The 21,230-nt window shown below is 58.7% G+C and carries 21 protein-coding genes; 10 read left to right on the top strand and 11 right to left on the bottom strand.

The genetic code is table 11. The features are described from left to right. Positions 1–11: 11 nt before the first annotated feature. Positions 12–2,207 carry a TonB-dependent receptor gene (locus tag FOT55_RS23740; protein WP_060434445.1) on the top strand — a complete coding sequence of 732 codons (2,196 nt, stop codon included), beginning with the start codon at positions 12–14 and terminating at the stop codon, positions 2,205–2,207. A 68-nt stretch (positions 2,208–2,275) separates the two neighbouring features. Here the strand turns inward: FOT55_RS23740 and FOT55_RS23735 are convergent, their stop codons facing one another. Further along, complete coding sequence (locus tag FOT55_RS23735; RefSeq protein ID WP_033644007.1) at positions 2,276–2,491, bottom strand: hypothetical protein; 216 nt, start codon at positions 2,489–2,491, stop codon at positions 2,276–2,278. An 852-nt stretch (positions 2,492–3,343) separates the two neighbouring features. Between FOT55_RS23735 and FOT55_RS23730 the strand changes: the two genes are divergently transcribed. After that, positions 3,344–4,420 (top strand): AI-2E family transporter, encoded by a 1,077-nt coding sequence (locus FOT55_RS23730; RefSeq protein WP_025303831.1) that lies wholly within the window; start codon positions 3,344–3,346, stop codon positions 4,418–4,420. Positions 4,421–4,464: 44 nt separating this feature from the next. On the opposite strand, the gene bcp is transcribed toward FOT55_RS23730, so the two are convergent. Together bcp and FOT55_RS23720 are read right to left on the bottom strand one after the other, a co-directional pair. Continuing rightward, the gene (gene bcp / locus FOT55_RS23725; RefSeq protein WP_025303830.1) at positions 4,465–4,929 is read right to left on the bottom strand and encodes a thioredoxin-dependent thiol peroxidase; all 465 of its coding nucleotides are present in this window, start codon (positions 4,927–4,929) and stop codon (positions 4,465–4,467) included. A gap of 2 nt (positions 4,930–4,931) precedes the next feature. After that, complete coding sequence (locus FOT55_RS23720) at positions 4,932–5,537, bottom strand: glycine cleavage system transcriptional repressor (protein ID WP_369783268.1); 606 nt, start codon at positions 5,535–5,537, stop codon at positions 4,932–4,934. A 110-nt stretch (positions 5,538–5,647) separates the two neighbouring features. On the opposite strand from FOT55_RS23720, the gene dapA reads away from it, so the two are divergent. From dapA to ypfH, 6 genes are all read left to right on the top strand, one after another. Next, positions 5,648–6,529 carry a 4-hydroxy-tetrahydrodipicolinate synthase gene (gene dapA / locus FOT55_RS23715; RefSeq protein WP_033644005.1) on the top strand — a complete coding sequence of 294 codons (882 nt, stop codon included), beginning with the start codon at positions 5,648–5,650 and terminating at the stop codon, positions 6,527–6,529. 16 nt (positions 6,530–6,545) lie between these two features. Next, positions 6,546–7,598, top strand: coding sequence for an outer membrane protein assembly factor BamC (gene bamC, locus FOT55_RS23710; RefSeq protein ID WP_025303828.1), 1,053 nt, complete (start codon positions 6,546–6,548; stop codon positions 7,596–7,598). Between the two features lie 170 nt (positions 7,599–7,768). After that, complete coding sequence (purC, locus tag FOT55_RS23705) at positions 7,769–8,482, top strand: phosphoribosylaminoimidazolesuccinocarboxamide synthase (RefSeq protein WP_147824109.1); 714 nt, start codon at positions 7,769–7,771, stop codon at positions 8,480–8,482. A 209-nt stretch (positions 8,483–8,691) separates the two neighbouring features. Further along, a complete protein-coding gene (gene ypfJ, locus FOT55_RS23700; RefSeq protein WP_043140420.1) occupies positions 8,692–9,558 on the top strand; it encodes a KPN_02809 family neutral zinc metallopeptidase in 867 nt (288 codons plus the stop codon). A gap of 56 nt (positions 9,559–9,614) precedes the next feature. Next, positions 9,615–11,627, top strand: coding sequence for a tRNA(Met) cytidine acetyltransferase TmcA (locus tag FOT55_RS23695; RefSeq protein ID WP_147824108.1), 2,013 nt, complete (start codon positions 9,615–9,617; stop codon positions 11,625–11,627). 120 nt (positions 11,628–11,747) lie between these two features. Then, the gene (gene ypfH / locus FOT55_RS23690) at positions 11,748–12,437 is read left to right on the top strand and encodes an esterase (protein ID WP_049296083.1); all 690 of its coding nucleotides are present in this window, start codon (positions 11,748–11,750) and stop codon (positions 12,435–12,437) included. 30 nt (positions 12,438–12,467) lie between these two features. Here ypfH and FOT55_RS23685 read toward each other — a convergent pair whose 3' ends face one another. From FOT55_RS23685 to FOT55_RS23665, 5 genes are all read right to left on the bottom strand, one after another. After that, positions 12,468–12,653 carry a YpfN family protein gene (locus FOT55_RS23685; protein WP_004941720.1) on the bottom strand — a complete coding sequence of 62 codons (186 nt, stop codon included), beginning with the start codon at positions 12,651–12,653 and terminating at the stop codon, positions 12,468–12,470. Positions 12,654–12,655: 2 nt separating this feature from the next. Continuing rightward, complete coding sequence (locus FOT55_RS23680) at positions 12,656–13,330, bottom strand: M15 family metallopeptidase (RefSeq protein ID WP_147824107.1); 675 nt, start codon at positions 13,328–13,330, stop codon at positions 12,656–12,658. After that, positions 13,327–14,454: a succinyl-diaminopimelate desuccinylase gene (gene dapE, locus FOT55_RS23675; protein WP_025303823.1), complete on the bottom strand. Its 1,128-nt coding sequence runs from the start codon at positions 14,452–14,454 to the stop codon at positions 13,327–13,329. The genes FOT55_RS23680 and dapE overlap by 4 nt, the downstream gene beginning before the upstream one ends. Next, a complete protein-coding gene (locus tag FOT55_RS23670; protein WP_025303822.1) occupies positions 14,451–14,837 on the bottom strand; it encodes an ArsC family reductase in 387 nt (128 codons plus the stop codon). The genes dapE and FOT55_RS23670 overlap by 4 nt, the downstream gene beginning before the upstream one ends. A 255-nt stretch (positions 14,838–15,092) precedes the next feature. Then, the gene (locus FOT55_RS23665; protein WP_147824106.1) at positions 15,093–15,644 is read right to left on the bottom strand and encodes a LuxR C-terminal-related transcriptional regulator; all 552 of its coding nucleotides are present in this window, start codon (positions 15,642–15,644) and stop codon (positions 15,093–15,095) included. Between the two features lie 531 nt (positions 15,645–16,175). Here FOT55_RS23665 and FOT55_RS23660 point away from each other — a divergent pair. Continuing rightward, positions 16,176–16,601, top strand: a complete 426-nt coding sequence (locus FOT55_RS23660) for a GNAT family N-acetyltransferase (RefSeq protein WP_060434453.1) — start codon at positions 16,176–16,178, stop codon at positions 16,599–16,601. Between the two features lie 7 nt (positions 16,602–16,608). Here FOT55_RS23660 and FOT55_RS23655 read toward each other — a convergent pair whose 3' ends face one another. Together FOT55_RS23655 and FOT55_RS23650 are read right to left on the bottom strand one after the other, a co-directional pair. After that, the gene (locus FOT55_RS23655; protein WP_025303819.1) at positions 16,609–17,040 is read right to left on the bottom strand and encodes a GNAT family N-acetyltransferase; all 432 of its coding nucleotides are present in this window, start codon (positions 17,038–17,040) and stop codon (positions 16,609–16,611) included. Positions 17,041–17,049: 9 nt separating this feature from the next. Then, the gene (locus FOT55_RS23650) at positions 17,050–17,529 is read right to left on the bottom strand and encodes a tetratricopeptide repeat protein (protein WP_049204814.1); all 480 of its coding nucleotides are present in this window, start codon (positions 17,527–17,529) and stop codon (positions 17,050–17,052) included. Between the two features lie 216 nt (positions 17,530–17,745). On the opposite strand from FOT55_RS23650, the gene ypfM reads away from it, so the two are divergent. Beyond that, positions 17,746–17,805: a protein YpfM gene (ypfM, locus tag FOT55_RS25705; protein ID WP_100396732.1), complete on the top strand. Its 60-nt coding sequence runs from the start codon at positions 17,746–17,748 to the stop codon at positions 17,803–17,805. A 126-nt stretch (positions 17,806–17,931) separates the two neighbouring features. On the opposite strand, the gene acrD is transcribed toward ypfM, so the two are convergent. Then, a complete protein-coding gene (gene acrD, locus FOT55_RS23640; RefSeq protein ID WP_147824105.1) occupies positions 17,932–21,066 on the bottom strand; it encodes a multidrug efflux RND transporter permease AcrD in 3,135 nt (1,044 codons plus the stop codon). Positions 21,067–21,230 lie beyond the last annotated feature (164 nt).

The raw sequence follows: 21,230 nt of genomic DNA, 5'->3' as shown, positions 1-21,230 counted from the left end.
ATGAGTGAATTATGCACAACACCAGTACAACGAATTCCCCTTTACGTAAAACGCTGTTGGCGCTGGCCATCGGCGCGATGAGCCAGGGAGCGCTGGCCGCAGACGGCGACGCCAAGAAAAACCGGGAGGACACCCTGGTCGTCCGGGCCGAAAAACACGCCGATTTCAACTCCGGCGGCAATGATTTGGTTCCCGCCTACCTGGATGGACAGGTTGCCCACGGCGGCCGCCTGGGGATGTTGGGAGAACAGAAAGCAATGGATGTTCCGTTCAACGTCATAGGATATACCGCGAAGCTGGTACAGGATCAGCAGGCGAAGACCATCGCCGACGTGGTCAGCAACGACGCGGGTGTGCAGGCGGTGCAGGGATACGGTAACTTCGCCGAAACCTATCGCATCCGCGGTTTCTCACTGGACGGTGACGACATGACGATGGGCGGGCTGCCGGGCGTGGTACCGCGTCAGGTGATGGATACCCAGATGCTGGAGCGGGTAGAGATCTTCAAAGGGGCGAACGCCTTGCTGAACGGCCTGGCTTCCAGCGGCGTTGGCGGCATGATCAATCTTGAACCGAAACGGGCGGAAGAAACGCCGACCACTCAGATCGGCCTCGACTACACCTCCGATTCTCAGGTGGGCGGCAAGCTGGATCTGGGCCGCCGTTTCGGTGACGACAACCAGTTTGGCGCTCGCGTCAACCTGGTACACCGAGAGGGGGAAACGGCGGTTGAGGATGATAAGCGGCGCACTACGCTGGCATCGGTCGGGCTGGACTATCGCGGCGATCGTTTCCGTTCATCGTTGGACTTCGGTTATCAGAAAAAGACCTTCCATGGCGGAACGATGGGGGTCAACATCAGCGGCATCGATGTGGTACCCGCGGTGCCTGACACCCGTAAAAATTACAGTCAGAAGTGGGGCTACAGTGATATCGAGAACGAATTTGGCATGGCGAAAGCGGAATATGATTTAACCCGCGACTGGAAGGCCTATGCCGGATTGGGCGCGCAGCACGGCCATGAAACCGGCGTTTACAGCGCACCGAAGCTCATCAACGCCAACGGCGACGCCACGGTTGGGCGCCTGGACACCAATCGCATCATCGACGCTTTCAGCGGCATGGCGGGGCTTGAGGGCAAGTTCACGACCTGGGCGGTTTCGCACCGGGTCAACGTCGGCTATTCCGCGCAGATTAAACGCGACAAAACCGCGTGGCGCATGTCTGCCAACAATCCGACGACCAATATCTACGATAACCATGATGTCGCAATACCGGACAACGCCTATTTCGGCGGCAACTACAGCGATCCGCTGACCACGGCGCGCAACCGGACGCAGGGCTGGTTGTTCAGCGATACGCTGGGCTTTTTCGGCGACCGGGTGTTGTTAACGGCGGCCGCGCGTCATCAGAAAGTGGTGGTGCGTAATTACAGCAATGCCACCGGCCTGGAGGATACCGCCTCCCGTTATACGCAAAGCCGCTGGATGCCGACGTTCGGGCTGGTCTATAAGCCGTGGGAAACGGTGTCGCTTTATGCCAACCATACCGAGGCGTTGCAGCCTGGCGGCATTGCGCCGAAAGAGGCGGCTAACTTCGGGCAGAGTACCGGTATCGCCCGTTCCAAGCAAAATGAAGTGGGCGTGAAAGTTGATTTCGAACGCGTGGGTGGCTCGTTGGCGCTGTTTGAAATCAAAAAGCCGGCCACCATGATCGACAGCAACAACTACTACACCTTGAACGGCGAACAACGCAACCGCGGCGTGGAGTTGAATGTGTTCGGCGAACCGGCATTCGGCCTGCGCCTCAACGGCAGTGCTACCTGGCTTTCGCCCGAGTTGACCAAAACCCAGGGCGGTCGTAACGATGGCAAAGACGCGATCGGCGTAGCGCACTTCTACGCGGTGCTGGGAGCGGAGTACGACATCAAGCCGGTCGATGGCCTGACTGCAACGGCGAAAGTGCGGCATACCGGTTCGCAATATGCCGACTCCGCCAATACCAAAAAGCTCGATAGTTTCACGACCCTGGATCTCGGCCTTCGCTATCGCATGCGTTTGAATGAGGATCAAAATACGCTGGTATGGCGTGTGGGGTTGGACAACGTCACGAATGAGAAGTATTGGTCCGGCGTAGAAAGCAATGGCACTTACGTCTTCCAGGGACAGGCGAGGACGCTGAAAGCGTCGGTAACTTACGACTTCTAATCGAAACGGAAACGACGGCGGCCCACATGCGATGGGGCGCCGGCTCCTTCACCACCGGGGGGTGCTTTTCAGCATGACCGATGGGTGAGGACGCTGATCAAATCCAGCGCGTCGTCCGCCGCCGCGATTTCGCTTTCGCTGAGCGCCTGTCGTTCGATGAAACACTCGATAGCTTCCAACAGGGAGAAGACGCTGATTTCATCCCCTATCTTCACGACTTCGCAAACGCCACGCCCGATCGCCAGACAGATGGCTTCATCAAATTCACACGGTTTGCTGTTCATCTTTCCCCCTACGGCGTTTGGGATGATATCGGCCATGCTACCGGTTTTTTCCCGACGGCTGTCTGATGAAAATCTCATTTTTTCGTTGATGCTGACTGGCGCACGACCGCGGGCATTGGCGAAATTCTGATTTCCTCACCGTGGTCAAATTTCCCTTGTGACCACCGTGCCGGCGCGGTATTGTCGCCAAATGACGACAATACCGCCTCATTGTCCGCATAAAAAATTCATGACGTTATCATCCCTTCATCCCGCTGCCGTGCGGGATTTTTTTATGAGGTTTATCTCAAAGTGCGGATAACCTCGACGCGATCGCTTGCCATGCTCTGAGAATAATCCTAGCTTGAAATAGTCATTTAGGGTTAGCAATCCCTCATGACCTCCTTGTAACACTTGATGCACCAGAACGTTTTCTCCCCCGCTGCGGCGGGGGTTTTTAATGACGTGCATCAGAAAAGGCCGCAACGCAAGAACCGACAGAGTTCGTGACGATAACCAGTTTAAGTATCAGGGGACGGGACTATGAAAAATGATCTGGCGGCGGCGATCGCGATTGGCTGTGTGTTGTTGTTCGCATTGGCAGTCGGTTCGCCCCTTTCTATCGGTACCTCGCTGTAATCTTCCGCGGCCCCGTTCGGGGCCGCTCACCGAACCTGTCGCCGCGTCTGCGGATTGTTGCGCCGATCGCCTGCCCGCGCGATAAAATCAGCCAAATCGCTGTTGATGTATGGTGAACTTTGAGTACTCTGAGTGCTTTGCACACCTCGCGTGCGCCCGTTCTATCTATGCTTTAATCAGGCCCATCACAGGAATCGCCATGCCCGCCCGCCAAATCTCGAGGAGCCCGCTCTGATGCTGGAGATGTTATTACAGTGGTACCGCCGCCGCTTCACCGATCCGCAGGCTATCGCGCTGCTGGTGATCCTGGTCGCCGGGTTCCTCATTCTCTATTTTCTGCACGGCATTCTGACCCCGTTGCTGGTCGCCATCGTGCTGGCGTACCTGCTGGAGTGGCCGACCGCGCGCCTGCAGCGCATCGGCTGTTCGCGCACCTGGGCGGCGAGCATCATGCTGTTGGTGTTCGCGGGCGTTGCCATGCTGCTGGTGTTTGTCGTCGCGCCGACCGCTTGGCAGCAGGGCATCAATCTGATGAGCGATCTGCCGGGCATGCTCAACCAGTTCTATAACTTCGCCGCGACGCTGCCGAAGCGTTATCCAGCGCTGGTGGATGCCGGCATCATCGACATGATGGCGGAAAACCTGCGCAGCCGGCTGTCCGGCATGGGCGAATCGGTGGTGAAATTCTCGCTGGCGTCGCTGGTCGGCCTGCTGACGTTGGCTATCTACCTGATCCTGGTGCCGATGATGATGTTCTTCCTGCTGAAGGACAAAGATCAACTGTTGAACGCGGTGCGCCGCGTGCTGCCGCGCAATCGCGGCCTGGCGGGGCAGGTCTGGAACGAAATGAATCAGCAGATCACCAACTATATCCGCGGCAAGGTGCTGGAGATGGTGATTGTCGGTGTGGCGACCTACCTGGTGTTCGCCGTGCTGGACATGCGCTACTCGCTGCTGCTGGCGGTGCTGGTGGGCTTTTCGGTGCTGATCCCCTACATCGGCGCGGTGCTGGTCACCATACCGGTGGTGGTGGTGGCGCTGTTCCAGTGGGGCGTCGGCGCCGATTTCTGGACGCTGATCGTCGCCTATCTGGTGGTACAGGGGTTGGACGGCAACCTGTTGGTGCCCATTTTGTTCTCCGAAGCGGTCAACCTGCATCCGCTAGTGATTATCCTGGCGGTGATCGTGTTCGGCGGGATGTGGGGCTTTTGGGGCGTGTTTTTCGCCATACCGCTGGCGACGCTGGTGAAGGCGGTGATTCACGCCTGGCCCGATGAACTGCGGGTCGAGGTGGAAGACAAGGCCGGCTGACAGGGAAGAAACGAAGCGCAGCAGGCCGCTGCGCTTCGTGAGAATTACTGCTGCAGGTAGCTCAGAACGATGTCGTGGTGATTGGTGGTTTTGAAATCATCAAACACTTTTTCAATCTTGCCGTTGGCGTCGATCAGGAAGCTGATGCGGTGAATACCGTCGTAGGTCTTGCCCATGAAGGTTTTCTCGCCCCACACGCCAAACTGTTGCGATACCTGATGATCTTCATCAGACAACAGCGTGAAGTTGAGCAGCTCCTTTTCGGCGAAGCGCGACAGTTTTTCCGGTTTGTCGGTGCTGATGCCCAGCACTTCGACGCCGACCTTTTTCAATTCGTCCATGTTGTCCCGCAGGCCGCAGGCTTGCACGGTGCAGCCCGGCGTCATCGCCTTCGGATAGAAATAGACCAATACTCGCTGTCCCTGGAAGTCGGCCAAATTAATTTCCTCACCGTCCTGGTCAGGCAAACTAAATTTCGGCGCTGTGTCACCGGCTTTCAATGGGCTCATCACTACTCTCCATCTTTCTCATCATGCTGTGGATAGTTCACCACGCTAATACTGCCTTGCGCGTTCAATTCTGTACATAGGCGATGGAAGGCTTGCTCAATATTTGAGGCATCCCGATCGCCGGAGCTGTGGGCGGTGATTTGGATATACAGCTGCGGTGGCAGGTCGCCGTCCGCCGGCTGCGTGCGCGAGACCAGCTCGGCGATATTCATCTGGCTGGAGTCGAACAAATCGGTAAAGCGTTCGATGATATGCGGCGAGTCCTTGACTTCCACCTGCACCCATACCGTGGCCGGCATCGGCGGCCTTTCGTGCGAGTTTGTGCGCTTCATCACGATCAGCAGATCCAGCTCCGCGCCTTTTTGCGGCAGGGTGGATTCGATCAGGGTGATGGCGTTCCAGCTGCCGGACAGCAGCATGATAAACGTGAACTCCTCCCCCAGCATGGCCAGACGGCTATCTTCGATATTGCATCCGCAACTGCTGACGTGGCGGGTGATGGTATTGACAATTCCGGGGCGGTCGGCGCCGAGTGCGGTAATCACGAGATAGTGTTCGTCTGACTGAGGCAAAATAGCGCTTCCTGTCGTGCTTAATGGGGTTACCATGGTAAACATAAAAAAAACCGCCTGCCAAGCGCTTACAACGCGGTTGTGCGCTTGCTTTTGGATAGGCAGCAAAAGTACCATGAGTGACTTGTTTGTGGAGGGGACGGCCAATGTTTACGGGAAGTATTGTTGCACTGGTTACGCCGATGGACGACAAAGGTGCTGTCGATCGCGCGAGCCTGAAAAAATTGATCGATTATCATGTAGCCAGTGGCACCGCGGCGATCGTTTCCGTAGGGACCACCGGCGAGTCCGCAACGCTTGCCCATGACGAGCACGTTGACGTGGTGCTGCAGACGCTGGAGCTGGCCGACGGCCGCATCCCGGTGATCGCCGGCACTGGCGCCAACGCTACCGCCGAAGCCATCGCGCTCACCACCCGCTTCGCCAACACCGGCGTGGTGGGGTGTCTGACGGTGACGCCGTACTACAATAAGCCGACGCAGGAAGGGCTGTATCAGCACTTCAAGGCGATCGCCGAGAGCACCGAGCTGCCGCAGATCCTGTACAACGTGCCTTCGCGCACCGGTTGCGACATGCTGCCGCCGACCATCGCTCGGCTGGCGAAAATCAAGAATATTGTTGCTGTAAAAGAAGCGACGGGGAACTTAAGTCGCGTTAGTCAGATCCAAGTGCTGGTTGACGATGAAGATTTCATTTTGCTGAGCGGCGACGACGCCAGCGGACTGGACTTCATGCAACTGGGCGGCAAAGGGGTGATTTCCGTGACGGCCAACGTGGCCGCGCGCGAGATGGCGGAACTTTGCGCGCTGGCGGCGCAGGGCAAGTTTGCCGAAGCGCGCCGCTTAAATCAGCGCTTGATGCCGTTGCATCAGGATCTATTTGTAGAAGCAAACCCAATTCCGGTGAAGTGGGCCTGTAAGGCGTTGGGATTGATGGCAACCGATACGCTGCGTCTGCCGATGACGCCGTTGAGTGAAACCGCCCGCCCGGTGGTGGAGCGCGCGCTGAAAAGCGTCGGTTTGCTGTAACTCTAAGGGAAATTTGATGGCTTATTCATTGCAAAAGTCGACGGTAGCAAAAGTAGTGGGCATCTCTTTGGTGATGATGCTGGCAGCCTGCAGCAGCGATCAGCGCTACAAGCGCCAGGTCAGCGGCGACGAGGCCTACCTCGACGCGGCTCCGCTCAAGGCGCTGAACGCGCCGTCCGGCATGATCCTGCCGGTGCAGAGCGGCAACTATGACGTTCCCGCCACGAAGCTGCAAGGCAACGTCGGCAAGCAACTGGACATTCGTCCGCCGGTGCAGCCGTTGGCGCTGCTGAGCGGTTCACGTGCGCAATACGCCGGCGACAGCGGCACGCTGCTGCTGGAAAACAGCCCGCAGAACCAGAACCTGTGGTCGCGCGTCGTCAGCCTGCTGCAGGCGAAGAACATCGCGATCGCTTCCCGCCAGGACGCCGGTCAGACCCTGACCACCGACTGGGTGAAGTGGAACCGTCTGGACGAAGACAACCAGTACGAAGGCCGTTATCAGATCAGCGTGCAGCAGCAGGGCTACCAGCAGGCGCTGGTGGTGAAAAGCGTTGGCCTGCAGCAGCAGGGCAAGAGCGAGCAGGTGACCGACCAATCTGAGATTCAGCGCTACAACGGCATGATGATCAACACCCTGATCGAAGGCCTGGACAAGCAGGACAACCTGGCGAGCAGCCAGACCGCCAGCCGCTTCGGCGCACTGGACGTGCAGAGCGGCGCCGATGACACCGGCCTGCCGATGCTGGTCGTGCGTGGCCCGTACACCGTTGTGTGGGATCGCCTGCCGCCGGCGCTCGAAAAACTGGGGATGAAAGTGGGTGACCGCAGCCGTCCGCAGGGCACCGTCGCCGTGACCTACAAGTCCTTGAGCAGCAGCGATTGGGATGCGTTGGGCGTTAAGGATCCTGAACTGGCGGAAGGGGATTACAAGCTGCAGGTCGGCGATCTCAACAACCGCACCAGCCTGCAATTCATCGATCCGAAAGGCAAACCGCTCACCCAGTCGAAAAACGATGCACTGGTGGCGGCATTCCAGTCTGCCTTCAGTAAAACCAGCGTTAACTAATCAAAAAGGGGCCTCGGCCCCTTTTTGTTTTGTCTATACGGTATCGTTTGCGTCGCAGGTTTGGCACAATAGTGTCCGGCACGCCAAAGAATTCATTAGGTCAATTCTATACCCCCTAATTTCGGGCCGCGCTCGGGAGACAACGGGGATACATCACTGGAGTAAGTAAGATGCAAAAGCTAGCTGAGCTGTATCGCGGAAAGGCAAAAACCGTTTACACCACCGAGAATCCCGATCTGTTGGTGTTGGAGTTCCGCAACGATACGTCAGCACTGGATGGTCAGCGCATTGAGCAGTTCGATCGCAAAGGCATGGTGAACAACAAGTTCAACCATTTCATCATGAGCAAACTGGAAGAAGCCGGCATCCCGACCCAGATGGAGCGTCTGCTGTCCGACAACGAAGTGCTGGTGAAGAAGCTGGACATGGTGCCGGTGGAATGCGTGATCCGCAACCGCGCCGCCGGTTCGCTGGTGAAGCGTCTGGGCATCGAAGAAGGTCTGGTGCTGAACCCGCCGCTGTTCGATCTGTTCCTGAAAAACGACGCCATGCACGATCCGATGGTGAACGAATCCTACTGCGAAACCTTCGGCTGGGTGAGCAAGGAACATCTGGCGCGCATGCGTGAGCTGAGCTACCGCGCCAACGAGGTCTTGACCCAGCTGTTCGACGACGCCGGCCTGATCCTGGTCGACTTCAAGCTGGAGTTCGGCCTGTTCAACGGCGAAGTGGTGCTGGGCGATGAGTTTTCGCCGGACGGCAGCCGCCTGTGGGACAAAAGCACCCTGGACAAGATGGACAAAGACCGTTTCCGTCAAAGCCTGGGCGGCCTGATCGAAGCCTATGAAGAAGTGGCGCGCCGCATCGGCGTGAAGCTCGACTAAGCGTTGGCACCGCCATTCGGGGCGATCCGGCCGGATCGTCCCGCTATTCTGCGTTTTTCCAGAAAATTTCTACATTTCCTCCGCGGCAGACCATTTATAATGATGGATGCGAGATGACTAAAACCTATCCCACTCAGGCTTGAAGCTGCCTTTGCGCTTACGATCGCGGCGCAACTTCAACGAGCAGGGGAAATATCTGGAGTATATTTATGCGTTGGCAAGGGCGTCGGGAAAGTGACAATGTTGAGGATCGTCGCGGGCAATCTTCAGGTTTGGGCGGCGGTGGCGGCGGCTTTCGCGTGCCGCGTGGCAAGGGCGGCATTGTCATTCTGGTAGTGGTGCTGGTGGCCGGCTATTACGGTATCGATCTGTCGCCGCTGCTGAACGGCGGTAACGTCGCACCGCAGGGTCAACAGCAGAGCGCTAACATCAGCCCGAAAGACGATGAGCTGGCCAAATTCACCTCTGTGGTACTGGCCTCAACCGAGGATAACTGGAAAGAGATTTTCCAGCGCATGGGCAAAACCTATCAACCGCCGAAGCTGGTGATGTATCGCGGCGTCACGCGCACCAGCTGCGGCACCGGCCAGGCGGCGATGGGGCCGTTCTACTGCCCGGGTGACAGAACGGTGTATATCGATTTGTCTTTCTACCAGGATATGAAAACCAAGCTGGGCGCCGGCGGTGATTTCGCTCAGGCCTATGTGGTGGCGCACGAAGTCGGCCACCACGTGCAGAACCTGTTGGGCATCGAGCCGAAGGTCCGCCAGATGCAGCAGGGCGCCAGCCAAGCGGAAGTAAACCGCCTGTCGGTGAAAATGGAGCTGCAGGCGGACTGCTTTGCCGGCGTGTGGGGCAAATACGCTGAGAAGCAGCAGATGCTGGAAGAGGGCGACCTGCAGGCGGCGCTGAACGCCGCACAGGCGATTGGCGACGATCGGTTGCAGCAGCAGAGCCAGGGCCGCGTTGTGCCGGACAGCTTCACTCACGGCACCTCGCAGCAGCGCTATACCTGGTTTAAACAGGGCTTCGACAGCGGCGATCCCAATACCTGCAACACCTTTGCATCCCGTTAACGCCTCAAGTGCCGGAGCCTGACTCCGGCATTTTTTTCGGATTGAGACACAGCGTTATGTTACAGGCAGCGCAACAACTTATGCGGCGGCAGGGCATCCGACGCCTGCTGGTGCTCAGCGGTGAACCTGACTGGTGCCGCGAACAGGCGCAGCGGCTGGCGGCTACGTTGCCAGGCGACTGGCCGTGGGTCGGGGAAAATCCGCCGCCCGGCCAGGTGGCTTTAGCAAGCGGCGCGATGCGCCAATTGCTGGGGCAGGAGCGGCTGCACGCGGTGTTCGACGCCTGTCACTCGCTGGACGTAGAGGCGCTGGCGGCGTTGAGTGGCGCCTTGCGCGCCGGCAGCTGGCTGCTGCTGTTGACGCCCCCCTGGCGACAATGGCCTCAGCAGCCGGACGGCGACAGCCTGCGCTGGAGCGATTGTCCGCAGCCGATCACCACGCCGCATTTCATTCATCATCTGCAGCAGCATCTGGCCGATGACAGCGAAGTGACGATCTGGCGGCAGGGAGAGCCCCTGATGCTGGCCGCGCTGCCGGCGCGTGAAGGGTGGCAGCCGCCGGATGGCCGCCCGACCGAGGAACAACAGGCGATCTTGACGGCGCTGCTGCAGGCCGAGTCCGGCGTGTGGGTGCTGACCGCCGCCCGTGGCCGCGGCAAATCGACGCTGGCCGGCATGCTGGTGGCGCAGTCGCCGCTGACCTGCTGGATCACCGGGCCGAGCCGCGCCGCCACTGAGGTGGCCGGGGAATGGGCGCAGGGGCGCGCGCAGTTTTGGGCGCCCGATGCCCTGCTGGCGCAGTGTCGTGAGGGTGACGTCAGCGCCGTGGGGTGGCTGCTGGTGGATGAGGCGGCGGCGATCCCCGCGCCACTGTTGCAGCAGTTGATCGGTTATTTTCCTCGCGTGCTGTTGACCACCACGGTGCAGGGCTATGAAGGCACCGGCCGCGGTTTTCTGCTGAAGTTTTGCGCCGGGCTGCCGTCCTATCAGGCGCTGAGCCTGCAACAGCCGATGCGTTGGGCACAGGGGGACGCGTTGGAACGGATAACGGACAATGCGCTGTTGTTCAACGAGCTGCCCGCCTGGCCGGCGGACGGCCAGGCGATCGATTACAGCCAGGCGGAGCAGCGTGAACTGTGCGCCGCTCCGCAGCGGCTGGCGCGTTTCTATGCTCTGCTGAGCAGCGCGCATTACCGCACCTCGCCGCTGGATTTGCGCAGGTTGATGGATGCGCCAGGCATGCATTTCGGGCTGGCGCAGGCCGAACAGGAAGTGGTGGGCGCCGTGTGGCTGGTGGACGAAGGCGGGTTGAGCGCCGAGTTGGCGCACGACGTGTGGGCCGGCCGCCGCCGACCGCGCGGCAACTTGGTGGCGCAGTCGCTGGCGGCGCATGGCGGCCAGTGGTGGGCGCCGACGCTGCATTCACGGCGCATTACCCGCATCGCGACGCTGCCGGCGTTGCGGCGGCAGGGTATCGCGCGTCAGCTGGTCGAGCGGCAACGCCGCCAGGCGCAGGGTCTGGACTTCCTGTCGGTCAGCTTCGGCTATACCGAGCCGCTGTGGCGCTTTTGGCAATCCTGCGGTTTCGAGCTGGTGCGCATCGGCAGCAAGCCGGAGGCCAGCAGCGGCTGCTATACCGCGATGGCTATCTTGCCCCTGAGCGAGCAAGGAGAGGCGCTGCGGCACGCGGCGCACAAGCATCTGGCGCGCGACTGGCCCTGGCTGCGGCAGCGTATTGAACTCGCGCTGGCGATCCCAGGCGACGACGGCGACACGCCGCTTGGCGAAGAGGACTGGCGCGAGCTGGCCGGATTCGCTTTCGCCCATCGGCCGCTGGAGGCCAGCCTGGGGGCATTGCAGCGTTTGCTGTTGGCCAGCAATTTGCCGCTGCCCGCGCTGCGCGGCCATCTGCAACGGCGACAATCCCCGGCGGCGTGCGCGGAGCAGGCGGGCGTAAGTGGCCAGAAAGCCTTGCTGCGGCACTGGCGGCACGAAACGGCGCAGGCGCTGGAACAGTTGAATGCGCAGCACTGCCGTTACTGGCGCGACTGGGCGCAGTCGTTGCAATAAATTGAATAACTCGCTCAATAAAACCCGATTTTCCCGATTTCTCAACGGCGTATAGTCACTGTCAGCGGTGCGGCGGCGACTGTCGCCGCACCAGGTTTGGTTACTATTAAGGAGTCATCGATGAAACATGAGCATTTCGTTGTCCAAACCCCGGCGACCCCGGCGGCGCAGCTGATCTTGCTGTTTCACGGTGTCGGCGACAACCCGGTGGCGATGGGGGAGATCGGCAGCTACTTCGCCAAAGACTTTCCTCAGGCACAGGTGGTGAGCATCGGTGGCCCCGAAGCGTTCGGCAACGGTGCAGGGCGCCAGTGGTTTTCGGTGCAGGACGTGACCGAAGAGAACCGCGCGGCCCGCATCGCAGACGTGATGCCGCAGTTTGTGGCGGTGGTGCGCCATTGGCAGCAGTTGAGCGGCGTAGGCTATGCCGGCACGGCGCTGGTGGGGTTCTCGCAGGGGGCGATCATGGCGCTGGAAGCGTTAAAAGCGGAAACCCGACTGGCCGGGCGCGTGGTCGCGTTCAGCGGGCGTTTCGCCCAGTTGCCTGAGCAGGCTTTCGGCGACAGCGTGGTGCATTTGATCCACGGTGAAGAGGACGCGGTGATCGCGGTGCAACACGCTCACGCGGCGGCGGAGGCGTTGCGGACCAACGGCGCCGATTTCACGCTGGACGTGGAGGAAAACGTCGGGCACGCAATCAACCAGGGCATGATGAACGCCGCGTTGGAAAGGCTGCATTATTATGTGCCGCAGCGCTACTGGGACGAAGCCTTGTCCGGCAAGCGCGGCGAGCTGATCGCCTTTCGCTAAAAATTCAGGGCGCCGATGAGCGCCCTGATGTCATTTCTTTTTCGGCCAGTCGTCTTCGTCATCCCACTGGGCATTGTTGTCGCGGTGCGGCGGTATCTCCGGCTTGTTGGCCAAATAGCTTTTAACGTCGACGCGGCGCAGTTCCTTGATGCCGCTGACGACCATCCCCACCAGAACCAGCAGGATAATCCACCAGTAATCAGCTAACCATTGCATAGCTACTCCTTTCCTTCACTGCGTATAAAACGCGAAAAAATCGAGGGCAGATGGCGTTCGAGCCATTCGGCACCGGCGACCTCCTTATCATGCCAGGCCGCCAGCAACAGCGCCGGGGTCAGCAAATATTCGGCCTCTTGTGCCAGCGGCCGGTAGCTCAGATGCCACGGCTCCACCGCCACGCCGCCGCAGTCTTCGGTAAAGGGGCGGTAGAAACCGAATTCGGCCATATGCGCCGTCAGCCACTGGTTGAGCGGCGCAAAGTAACCGCCGTCCTCATATTCCCACGGCTCCAGCTGCAGCTTTTGCCCTTCCGGCAACAGCGACGGATCGTACACGTCCAGATCGCTGCCCCAGTGATGGCGGCTGGCGCCCGGCAGGGCCGACCAGCGCAGGATCGCCTCACAGCGCTCGGCGGCCGATAACGTCGCGACGTCGATCGGGCGGCTGTCCTTATCTAATACTGGCCGCTGGCCGCAGAATTTGCCATTCCAAATCGCCAACTGGCGGTCGAAATCGCGGAAGGTGCTGGCGGGCTGGAGATCGAATCCCGCCTCATGCGCCGCCTGCTGCATCGCCAGGAAGGCGTTGACCGCCTGCGGCTGCAGGCGGTGGTTCCCGCTCAGCGGCGCGAGGTGTTCGGTTGAGCGGCCGGTGAGCATCTCTGCGTTGATCATGCGACCAATTGCTCCATGATGCGTTGATACATGCGGCTCAGCAGCTGCAGATCCGCGGCGTTGACACATTCGTTGACCTTGTGGATGGTGGCGTTGACCGGCCCCAGTTCCACCACCTGCGCGCCCATCTGCGCGATGAAGCGGCCGTCGGAGGTGCCGCCGGTGGTCAGCAACTGCGGCGTCAATTCAGAATAGTGCTCGACCGCGTTGACCACCGCATCCACCAGCGCGCCGCGCGAGGTGAGGAACGGTTGACCGGACAGCCGCCATTCGATGCTGTAATTCAACTGATGGCGTTCCAGCAGCTCTTCCACGCGCTGCTTGATCATCGCGTCGGTCAGTTCGGTGCTGAAACGGAAGTTGAACTGCACGTAGAGATCGCCCGGGATCACGTTGTTGCTGCCGGTGCCGGCCTGCACGTTGGCGATCTGCATACTGGTCGGCGGGAAGAACTCGTTGCCGCGATCCCATTCGATCGCCACCAGTTCATTCAGTGCCGGCATGGCGCGGTGCACCGGATTGTCCGCCAGATGCGGATAGGCAACGTGCCCCTGTACGCCGTGGATATGCAGGTTGGCGGTGATGGAGCCACGACGGCCGTTTTTCACCACGTCGCCGACGCGCTCGGTGCTGGACGGCTCGCCGACCAGGCAGTAATCCAGCCGCTCGTTGCGCGCCATCAGCGCTTCGACCACTTTAACCGTGCCGTGAGTGGCGCTGGCTTCTTCATCCGAAGTGATCAGGAATGCCAGACGGCCCCGGTGATTCGGGTTGGCGGCGACAAAGCGTTCCGCGGCCACCACCATCGCGGCCAATGAGCCTTTCATGTCCGCCGCGCCGCGGCCATAGAGCATGCCGTCACGGATTGCCGGTTCAAACGGCGGGTTGTCCCAGCGTTTTTCATCACCGGTCGGCACCACGTCGGTGTGCCCGGCAAACGCCAGGGTTTGCCCTTCACCGCGCCAGGCCCAGAAGTTTTGGGTATCTTCGAAGTCCATTGCTTCGACGGTGAAGCCGATCGCCTGCAGGCGATCGATCATCAGCTGCTGGCAGCCTTCGTCATTCGGGCTGAGGGAAGGGCGTTTGATCAACTGCTGGGCCAGTTCGATAACCGGGCAAGTCATACGGCAACCTCGGTGATAAATTGTTGGTAAGTGTCGGCGTTAAAACCGAGCAGGGCGTGGCCGTTGCCGTCGTCCAGCAGCGGACGTTTAATGATTGCCGGCTGCGCCAACATCAGCGCGATGGCGGCGTCGGCATTATCACAGGCGTTGCGCTGCGCTTCATCCAGCTTGCGCCAGGTGGTACCGCGGGTATTGAGCAGCGGCTCCCAACCCAGTTGCGCGACGAAACCGCGCAGTTGCTGTTCGGTCAGGCCGTCGGCGCGGTAGTCGTGAAAATGATAGGCTATGCCCTGATCTTCCAGCCAGCGGCGGGCTTTTTTGATGGTGTCGCAGTTTTTGATGCCGTACATCGTCAGCGTTGTCTGTTGCGGTTTATTTGCCATGGCGTAAAGCTACCTGTCTCGTCGAGTCGATACTGAGCGGCGGGCGCGGTCTTAGGCCTTCTCGCCGCCCGGCGATAGCAGAGATAATGCCAGTAAAGCGGCGGCGAGATCCAGACAACGATGCGCGCGAGAGACGATTGGGCGCCAGGGAGAGAGAGGTTGGCAAAGCGATGAAACGGCGACCTTCGCCAGCGGTGCTTTTAAAAGACGCCGGCGAACGCATTCAGCCGCCAATGCGGAGCTGGGGGGCGGTCACTACTCTTTATTGGTTCTTATGTTTAAACGATCGGTCAAACACCGTACGCGGGTAATATGCAACAGCGGTTTTATCCTGCTGGCGCCGAGCTTTTTCATTATTCGCGACTTGTAATGATTGGCGGTTTTATTTCTGATATTCATGGTATTGCTGATATCGGCCAGCGATTTTCCCGTCGACCACTCCGAAAGGAAAAGGGACTCGCGCTGGGAGAGTTGCGGCGGTTCGGTATAGTGACTGTAACGCTTATATAAGTCACCGATCAGGTGGCTGAAGCGGCTCAATGATATAAGGTTTGATAATATAATGGTTTTATTGTCGACAATCACCACCTCATGCAGGCAGTCGGTGATAATGATTATTTTGTAGGTATTGGGGTTGGCATATTCATCGCGGTAACGTGCTTCAAAATTGGCGATAGTGACATCGATAAAGCAGACCCTTTTACGGCTAAAGCCGGCCGGCGCGCGTTTTTCCGCCCATGTTTGGTTAATGAGTTGTCGAATGCCGACGGTGGTATAGGCACACTCGCTGAAAATATCAATTTCCATTTTATTATAGTCCTTTACTTTCTATTTCCCGGTGAGGATTGATATCTTAAAACATAAAAAAAGAAATAATCTAAATAATTTCATGTTGAACTTATCTTGCACCGCAAACGAATGAGCGTTATCTGGGCGCGAGCTTTGAAGGGAAGGTTATATACTAGCATGATTTATAAAGAGTAAATCTTTTTTTCAACTGAATTTTTAAGCAAGGTAAGGCTAATAGAATAGACATCTTCTATTAATACCTCGGTAATTGAAAGGAATTAACATAGATATTGGCTATCAAAATTATCAAAACGATCGTTTTTGACGATCATTAAATGACGGAAGATTGCGTTTAACGAGTTAAAAACTAAGATTTTTCTTGGTTTTATCACGATGAGAAGCTTTACTTGGATCGACAGTAAAGTCGGCGCTGAAGTCATGCGAAAATTAACGTGGAAATTGAGACAAAGATAATTCTAAACAAAGAAAATGCGATGTTTTAAGCTGTGAGCAGAGTGCGAACGTGGATGATTGATACGGAGAGCTGGCGTGAAAGAATGTCATATCGAAATTTCCGATCGGGTAACGCAGGAAATAACGTCCTGTATCGCGGAGGGGTTGGACCGTTTTAATGATCAACATATCGGCTACGGCGATCGTCTGCCGTTGGCCGTGGTGGTAAAAGATCCCGATAGTGGGGAGGTTCTCGGGGGGATTACCGGGCGCTCATCATTAGGGCTGCTGTTTCTCGATCTCTTTTATCTGCCGGAAGCGTTGCGCGGGGCGGGGCTGGGCAGCGAATTGTTGCGCCGTTTCGAGCAGGAAGGCCGCCGGCGCGGTTGCCTTTCCGCCGTGTTGTACACCATCAGCTTTCAGGCGCCGGACTTTTATCAACGACATGGCTGGCAGCGTATGGGGGAGGTGCCGTGCCTGCCGCCGGGGACCTGCCGTATCTTTATGAGCAAAACCTTGTAATGCGCGATTAACGTACGTAGCCTCCCTGTTGCAAACGCCGCAGGGCGGCGCCCTCAGCGAACACCATGCCGGTGGTCAAATCGTGAAAGCCGTACTTTTTATAGAAGGCCAGTTTTTCCGGCACCGAATAGATGAAAATCTTGCCGAGCGGCGCCAGATCTTGCATCACCCGGTCCATCAACCTGCGCCCCAACCCCTGTCCCTGAAAGCGCGGATCGATCGCCACGTCGGCCAGGTAGGCAACCGAGGTCAAATCGCTGATGGCATGCGCGGTGGCGATCAGCTCATCGCCGATAAACCCCCAATAGCAAAACTGGCTGTGTTGGTAAACGCGTTGCAGCGTATGCGGATCGCGTTCGCCCAGCCCGGCGGCCTGCAGCAATTCACACAGCCGCTGCCAGTCGATGGCACGGCGGCTCATATCGGTGATGATTTCCATGGTTTTCCTCTAATCAATATGATTGAGATCGGCGGCATAGTGCCGAATGGCGCGCTGATAGCCGCGGATGCCGGGGTCTGACGAGGTGTCCGCCAGCAACAATAACAGATCGGCCACGGCGCGTTTATTTTCACCCAGGTTGTACAGCGTCATGGCGCGAAACAGCATTAGTTCGTTGGCCTGCGGGAATTCGGTCAGGCCATCGTCGAAAGCGCGCAGCGAAGCCGGGTATTTCCCCAGGGCGCGGTAAGTGCTGCCGAGGCCCAGCCAGGCTTCACGGCGCTGGGCGGGCGGCAAATCGCGAGCCAATGCCGCGAGGTAGCAGGGAATGGCCTGTTGCTCCAGGCCCTGAACGTCATACAGGCAGGCCAGCTGAAAGTGTAACATCGCCGCTTCCGGCTCAGCCGCCAGTTGCCGTAACGCCAGCGCAGTCGCTTCCTGATAGCGGCCCTGCGTTTTCAACTGCGAGAGAGACAAAGAAGTGGACATGATCGGCGCTCCCTTGGCGTATTTTTATACCTTTTACACGCTACCGTGGAGAAATTGATATCACAAGGGAATAGCTGTACTGCACATTGATCAGATAAATACGAAAATGTGCGCTAAGCCCGATTTCCGGGCCCGGCATCGTTCCCGTTTCCCTTCACATGGTCAAAAAACAAGCGTAGAATCCGCTTCGTCAAATAATTGAGGTTGTAAAGTATTATGGTTGATCGTGAATTAGGAAACTGGAAAGACTTCATTGATGAGATGTTGGGCAACTGACACAGCGTTGAAGCAGATGGCAAGGTTGAGTCATTGGAACGTCACTGAAACACCTTGGGAACGAGATTATCGTTCGAAAAAAAGCAGCATCGGTTACCCGACGCTGCTTTTTTTATGCGCTGCCTGTTACTCCTCAGTGGTCGGCGTGGTTGCCGGATGCGCTTTACCCGGGAAACGGCGCCGCACCAGCACGAAGAACAGCGGCACGAAGAAAATCGCCAGCAGGGTGGCGGAGATCATGCCGCCCATCACCCCGGTGCCGACCGCATGCTGGCTACCGGAACCGGCGCCGCTGCTGGTGGCCATCGGCAGCACGCCGAAGATGAACGCCAGCGAGGTCATCAGGATCGGCCGCAGACGCATGCGGGACGCGTCGAGCGTCGCCGACATCAGATCCTGGCCTTTATGGTTCAGCTCATTAGCGAACTCGACGATAAGAATGGCGTTTTTCGCCGACAGCCCAATGATGGTCAACAGGCCAACCTGGAAATAGACGTCGTTCTCCAGACCGCGCAGCCAGGTGGCGGCGACCGCGCCGATCACCCCCAGTGGCACCACCAGCATCACAGAGAACGGTATCGACCAGCTCTCGTACAGCGCCGCCAGGCACAGGAACACTACCAGCAGCGAGATGGCGTACAGCGCCGGCGCCTGCGAGCCGGACAGCCGTTCCTGATAGGACATCGCCGTCCATTCCAGCCCGAAGCCGGTCGGCAGTTGGCTGACCAGTTTTTCCATTTCCGCCATCGCGGTGCCGGTGCTGACGCCGTTGGCCGCTTCGCCGACGATCTCCAGCGCCGAGCTGCCGTTATAGCGCTCCAGCCGCGGCGAACCGTACTCCCAGTGCGAGCTGGCGAAGGCCGAGAACGGCACCATGCCGCCCGCGCTGTTGCGTACATACCATTTGTTAATGTCATCCGGCAGCATGCGGAACGGCGCTGCGGCCTGCACGTAGACTTTTTTCACCCGGCCGCGGTCGACGAAGTCGTTGACGTAGGTCGAGCCCCAGGCGGTGGAGAGGGTATTGTTGATGTCGTCGATAGACACGCCCAGTGCCTGAGCCTTGCGTTGATCGATATCGATTTGCAACTGCGGGCTGTCGTCCAGGCCGTTGTGGCGCACGCGCGACAGCAGCGGGTTTTGCCCGGCCAGCTGTAGCAGCTGATCGCGCGCCGCCATCAGCTTGGCGTGGCCGAGGCCGGCGTGGTCTTCCAACTCCATATCGAAGCCGGAAGAGTTGCCGAGGCCGGTGATAGCCGGCGGGCTGCTGGCGATCACCCGCGCTTCGTTAATCTTGTTGAACGCCAGGGTGGCGCGATCGATGATGTCGAACGAGCTGTTGGCGCCCGAGGTGCGCAGATCCCAGTCTTTTAGCCGAATGAACAGACGCGCCACGTTTTGGCCGTTCCCCCCCGGCCCGGAGCCGATGATGGCGAACACCGACAACACATCCTGTTTCTCTTCGGTGAGAAAGTACCGCTCGACCTTTTCCACCACTTTGGACGTTTGCTGAAGGGTCGAGCCTGCCGGCAGCTGCACCTGTACGGTGAAGATGCCACGGTCTTCCTGCGGCAGGAAGGAGGTCGGCAGCTTGATGAACAGCAACGCCATGCCGCCGAGCAACAGCAGATAAATCACCATGTAGCGGCCGCTGGCGTGCAGGATGCGCCCCACGCCGCGCTCATAGCGTTCGGTGTTGCGGTTGAACATGCGGTTGAACCAGCCGAAGAAGCCGCGCTTACCGTGGTGGTGGCCCTTGGCGATCGGTTTGAGCAGCGTGGCGCACAGGGCAGGGGTCAGGATCATCGCCACCAGCACCGACAGCACCATGGCGGAGACGATGGTGATGGAGAACTGTCGATAGATGGCGCCAGTGGTGCCGCCGAAGAACGCCATCGGTACGAACACCGCCGACAGCACCAGGGCGATGCCGACCAGCGCGCTCTGGATTTGCCCCATGGATTTGCGCGTGGCTTCACGCGGCGGCAGGCCTTCTTCGCTCATCACGCGTTCGACGTTTTCCACCACCACGATGGCGTCGTCCACCAGCAGGCCGATCGCCAACACCATGGCGAACATGGTGAGGGTGTTGATGCTGAAGCCGCAGGCGGACAGGATGGCGAAGGTGCCCATTAGCACCACCGGCACGGCGATGGTGGGGATCAGCGTGGCGCGGAAATTCTGCAGGAACAGGTACATCACCAGGAACACCAGCAGGATGGCTTCCAGCAGCGTTTTCACCACGTCCTTGATCGAGGCTTTGACGAACGGGGTGGTTTCATAGGCCACTTTGGCCTCCAGCCCGCGCGGGAAGTACTGCGACAGTTCGGCGATCTTGTCCTTCACCAACTGGTCGGTCTGCAGTTCGTTGGCGCCGGAGGCCAGCTTGATGTTCATGCCCGCGGCCTGCATCCCGTTGTAGCGGCTGAGGTAGTTGTAGTTCTCGCCGCCCAGTTCGACGGTGGCGACGTTGCCCAGCGTCACCAGCGATCCGTCCTGATTGACCCGCAGGGTGATCTGGCGGAACTGTTCTGGCGTCTGGAGCTGCGACTGGGCGTTGATGGTGGCGTTCAACGCCTGTTTATTGACCGATGGCGTGCCGCCCAACTGGCCGACCGCCACCTGGGCGTTCTGCGATTGAATGGCCTTGACCACGTCCTGGGTCGTGAGCTGGTAACTGTTGAGCTTGTTGGGATCGAGCCAGATACGCATGGCGTATTGCGAGCCGTACACGTCCATGCTGCCGACGCCGTTGATGCGGCTGAGCGGATCCTGCAGGTTGGAGACGATGTAATCGGCGATGTCCTGCTTGTCCATGCTGTTGTCGGTGGAGACGAACGCTACCATCATCAGCGTGGTGTCGCCGGATTTCGACACCGTGACCCCCTGATTCTGCACCGCCTGCGGCAAACGTTTGATCGCCGCCTGCAGCTGGTTTTGCACCTGCTGCATCGCTTCGTTGGGATCGGTGCCGGCTTCGAACGTCAGCGTGACGGTTGCCTGGCCGGTATTGGTGCTCTGCGACGACATATACATCATGTTGTCGAGGCCGGTCATATTCTGTTCAATGATCTGCGTGACGGTGTTTTCCAGCGTTTGCGCCGAAGCACCTGGGTAAGTTGCGCTAATGCGCACGTTCGGCGGCGCCAGATTCGGGTATTGTTCTACCGGTAAAGAAAAAATCGCCAATGCCCCGGTCAGGCAAAGAATAATTGCCAGCACCCAGGCGAAAATCGGGCGATCAATAAAAAAATTGGCCATGCAGCGCGAACCTCGTTATGACTTGTTCTATCTTTAAAACGCATCGGAAATATGCATTTCAGCGGCAGGGAAGGATTCCGGCGCTATTGCACTTTACTCGGGATAGTCGAGGAAAGCGTGGAGAAAAAAAGGAGATAGTGTAAATAACGGTAGCGGAAAACGCC

The organism is Serratia bockelmannii, assembly GCF_008011855.1.
GTDB classification, from domain to species: domain Bacteria; phylum Pseudomonadota; class Gammaproteobacteria; order Enterobacterales; family Enterobacteriaceae; genus Serratia; species Serratia bockelmannii.
Note: the sequence above shows the minus strand (reverse complement) of the source record. Positions and strands in the feature narration are given on the sequence as shown.

What these genes read in the sequence shown, in the direction of transcription:
- FOT55_RS23740 (WP_060434445.1), top strand. Translation starts at nt 12, where the DNA reads ATGCACAACACCAGTACAACGAATTCCCCTTTACGTAAAACGCTGTTG.
- FOT55_RS23650 (WP_049204814.1), bottom strand. Translation starts at nt 17,529, where the DNA reads ATGTCCACTTCTTTGTCTCTCTCGCAGTTGAAAACGCAGGGCCGCTAT.
- FOT55_RS23720 (WP_369783268.1), bottom strand. Translation starts at nt 5,537, where the DNA reads ATGGTAACCCCATTAAGCACGACAGGAAGCGCTATTTTGCCTCAGTCA.
- purC (WP_147824109.1), top strand. Translation starts at nt 7,769, where the DNA reads ATGCAAAAGCTAGCTGAGCTGTATCGCGGAAAGGCAAAAACCGTTTAC.
- FOT55_RS23655 (WP_025303819.1), bottom strand. Translation starts at nt 17,040, where the DNA reads ATGGAAATCATCACCGATATGAGCCGCCGTGCCATCGACTGGCAGCGG.
- FOT55_RS23680 (WP_147824107.1), bottom strand. Translation starts at nt 13,330, where the DNA reads ATGATCAACGCAGAGATGCTCACCGGCCGCTCAACCGAACACCTCGCG.
- acrD (WP_147824105.1), bottom strand. Translation starts at nt 21,066, where the DNA reads ATGGCCAATTTTTTTATTGATCGCCCGATTTTCGCCTGGGTGCTGGCA.
- FOT55_RS23685 (WP_004941720.1), bottom strand. Translation starts at nt 12,653, where the DNA reads ATGCAATGGTTAGCTGATTACTGGTGGATTATCCTGCTGGTTCTGGTG.
- bcp (WP_025303830.1), bottom strand. Translation starts at nt 4,929, where the DNA reads ATGAGCCCATTGAAAGCCGGTGACACAGCGCCGAAATTTAGTTTGCCT.
- FOT55_RS23730 (WP_025303831.1), top strand. Translation starts at nt 3,344, where the DNA reads ATGCTGGAGATGTTATTACAGTGGTACCGCCGCCGCTTCACCGATCCG.
- bamC (WP_025303828.1), top strand. Translation starts at nt 6,546, where the DNA reads ATGGCTTATTCATTGCAAAAGTCGACGGTAGCAAAAGTAGTGGGCATC.
- ypfH (WP_049296083.1), top strand. Translation starts at nt 11,748, where the DNA reads ATGAAACATGAGCATTTCGTTGTCCAAACCCCGGCGACCCCGGCGGCG.
- dapA (WP_033644005.1), top strand. Translation starts at nt 5,648, where the DNA reads ATGTTTACGGGAAGTATTGTTGCACTGGTTACGCCGATGGACGACAAA.
- FOT55_RS23670 (WP_025303822.1), bottom strand. Translation starts at nt 14,837, where the DNA reads ATGGCAAATAAACCGCAACAGACAACGCTGACGATGTACGGCATCAAA.
- dapE (WP_025303823.1), bottom strand. Translation starts at nt 14,454, where the DNA reads ATGACTTGCCCGGTTATCGAACTGGCCCAGCAGTTGATCAAACGCCCT.
- FOT55_RS23735 (WP_033644007.1), bottom strand. Translation starts at nt 2,491, where the DNA reads ATGAACAGCAAACCGTGTGAATTTGATGAAGCCATCTGTCTGGCGATC.
- FOT55_RS23665 (WP_147824106.1), bottom strand. Translation starts at nt 15,644, where the DNA reads ATGGAAATTGATATTTTCAGCGAGTGTGCCTATACCACCGTCGGCATT.
- FOT55_RS23695 (WP_147824108.1), top strand. Translation starts at nt 9,615, where the DNA reads ATGTTACAGGCAGCGCAACAACTTATGCGGCGGCAGGGCATCCGACGC.
- ypfJ (WP_043140420.1), top strand. Translation starts at nt 8,692, where the DNA reads ATGCGTTGGCAAGGGCGTCGGGAAAGTGACAATGTTGAGGATCGTCGC.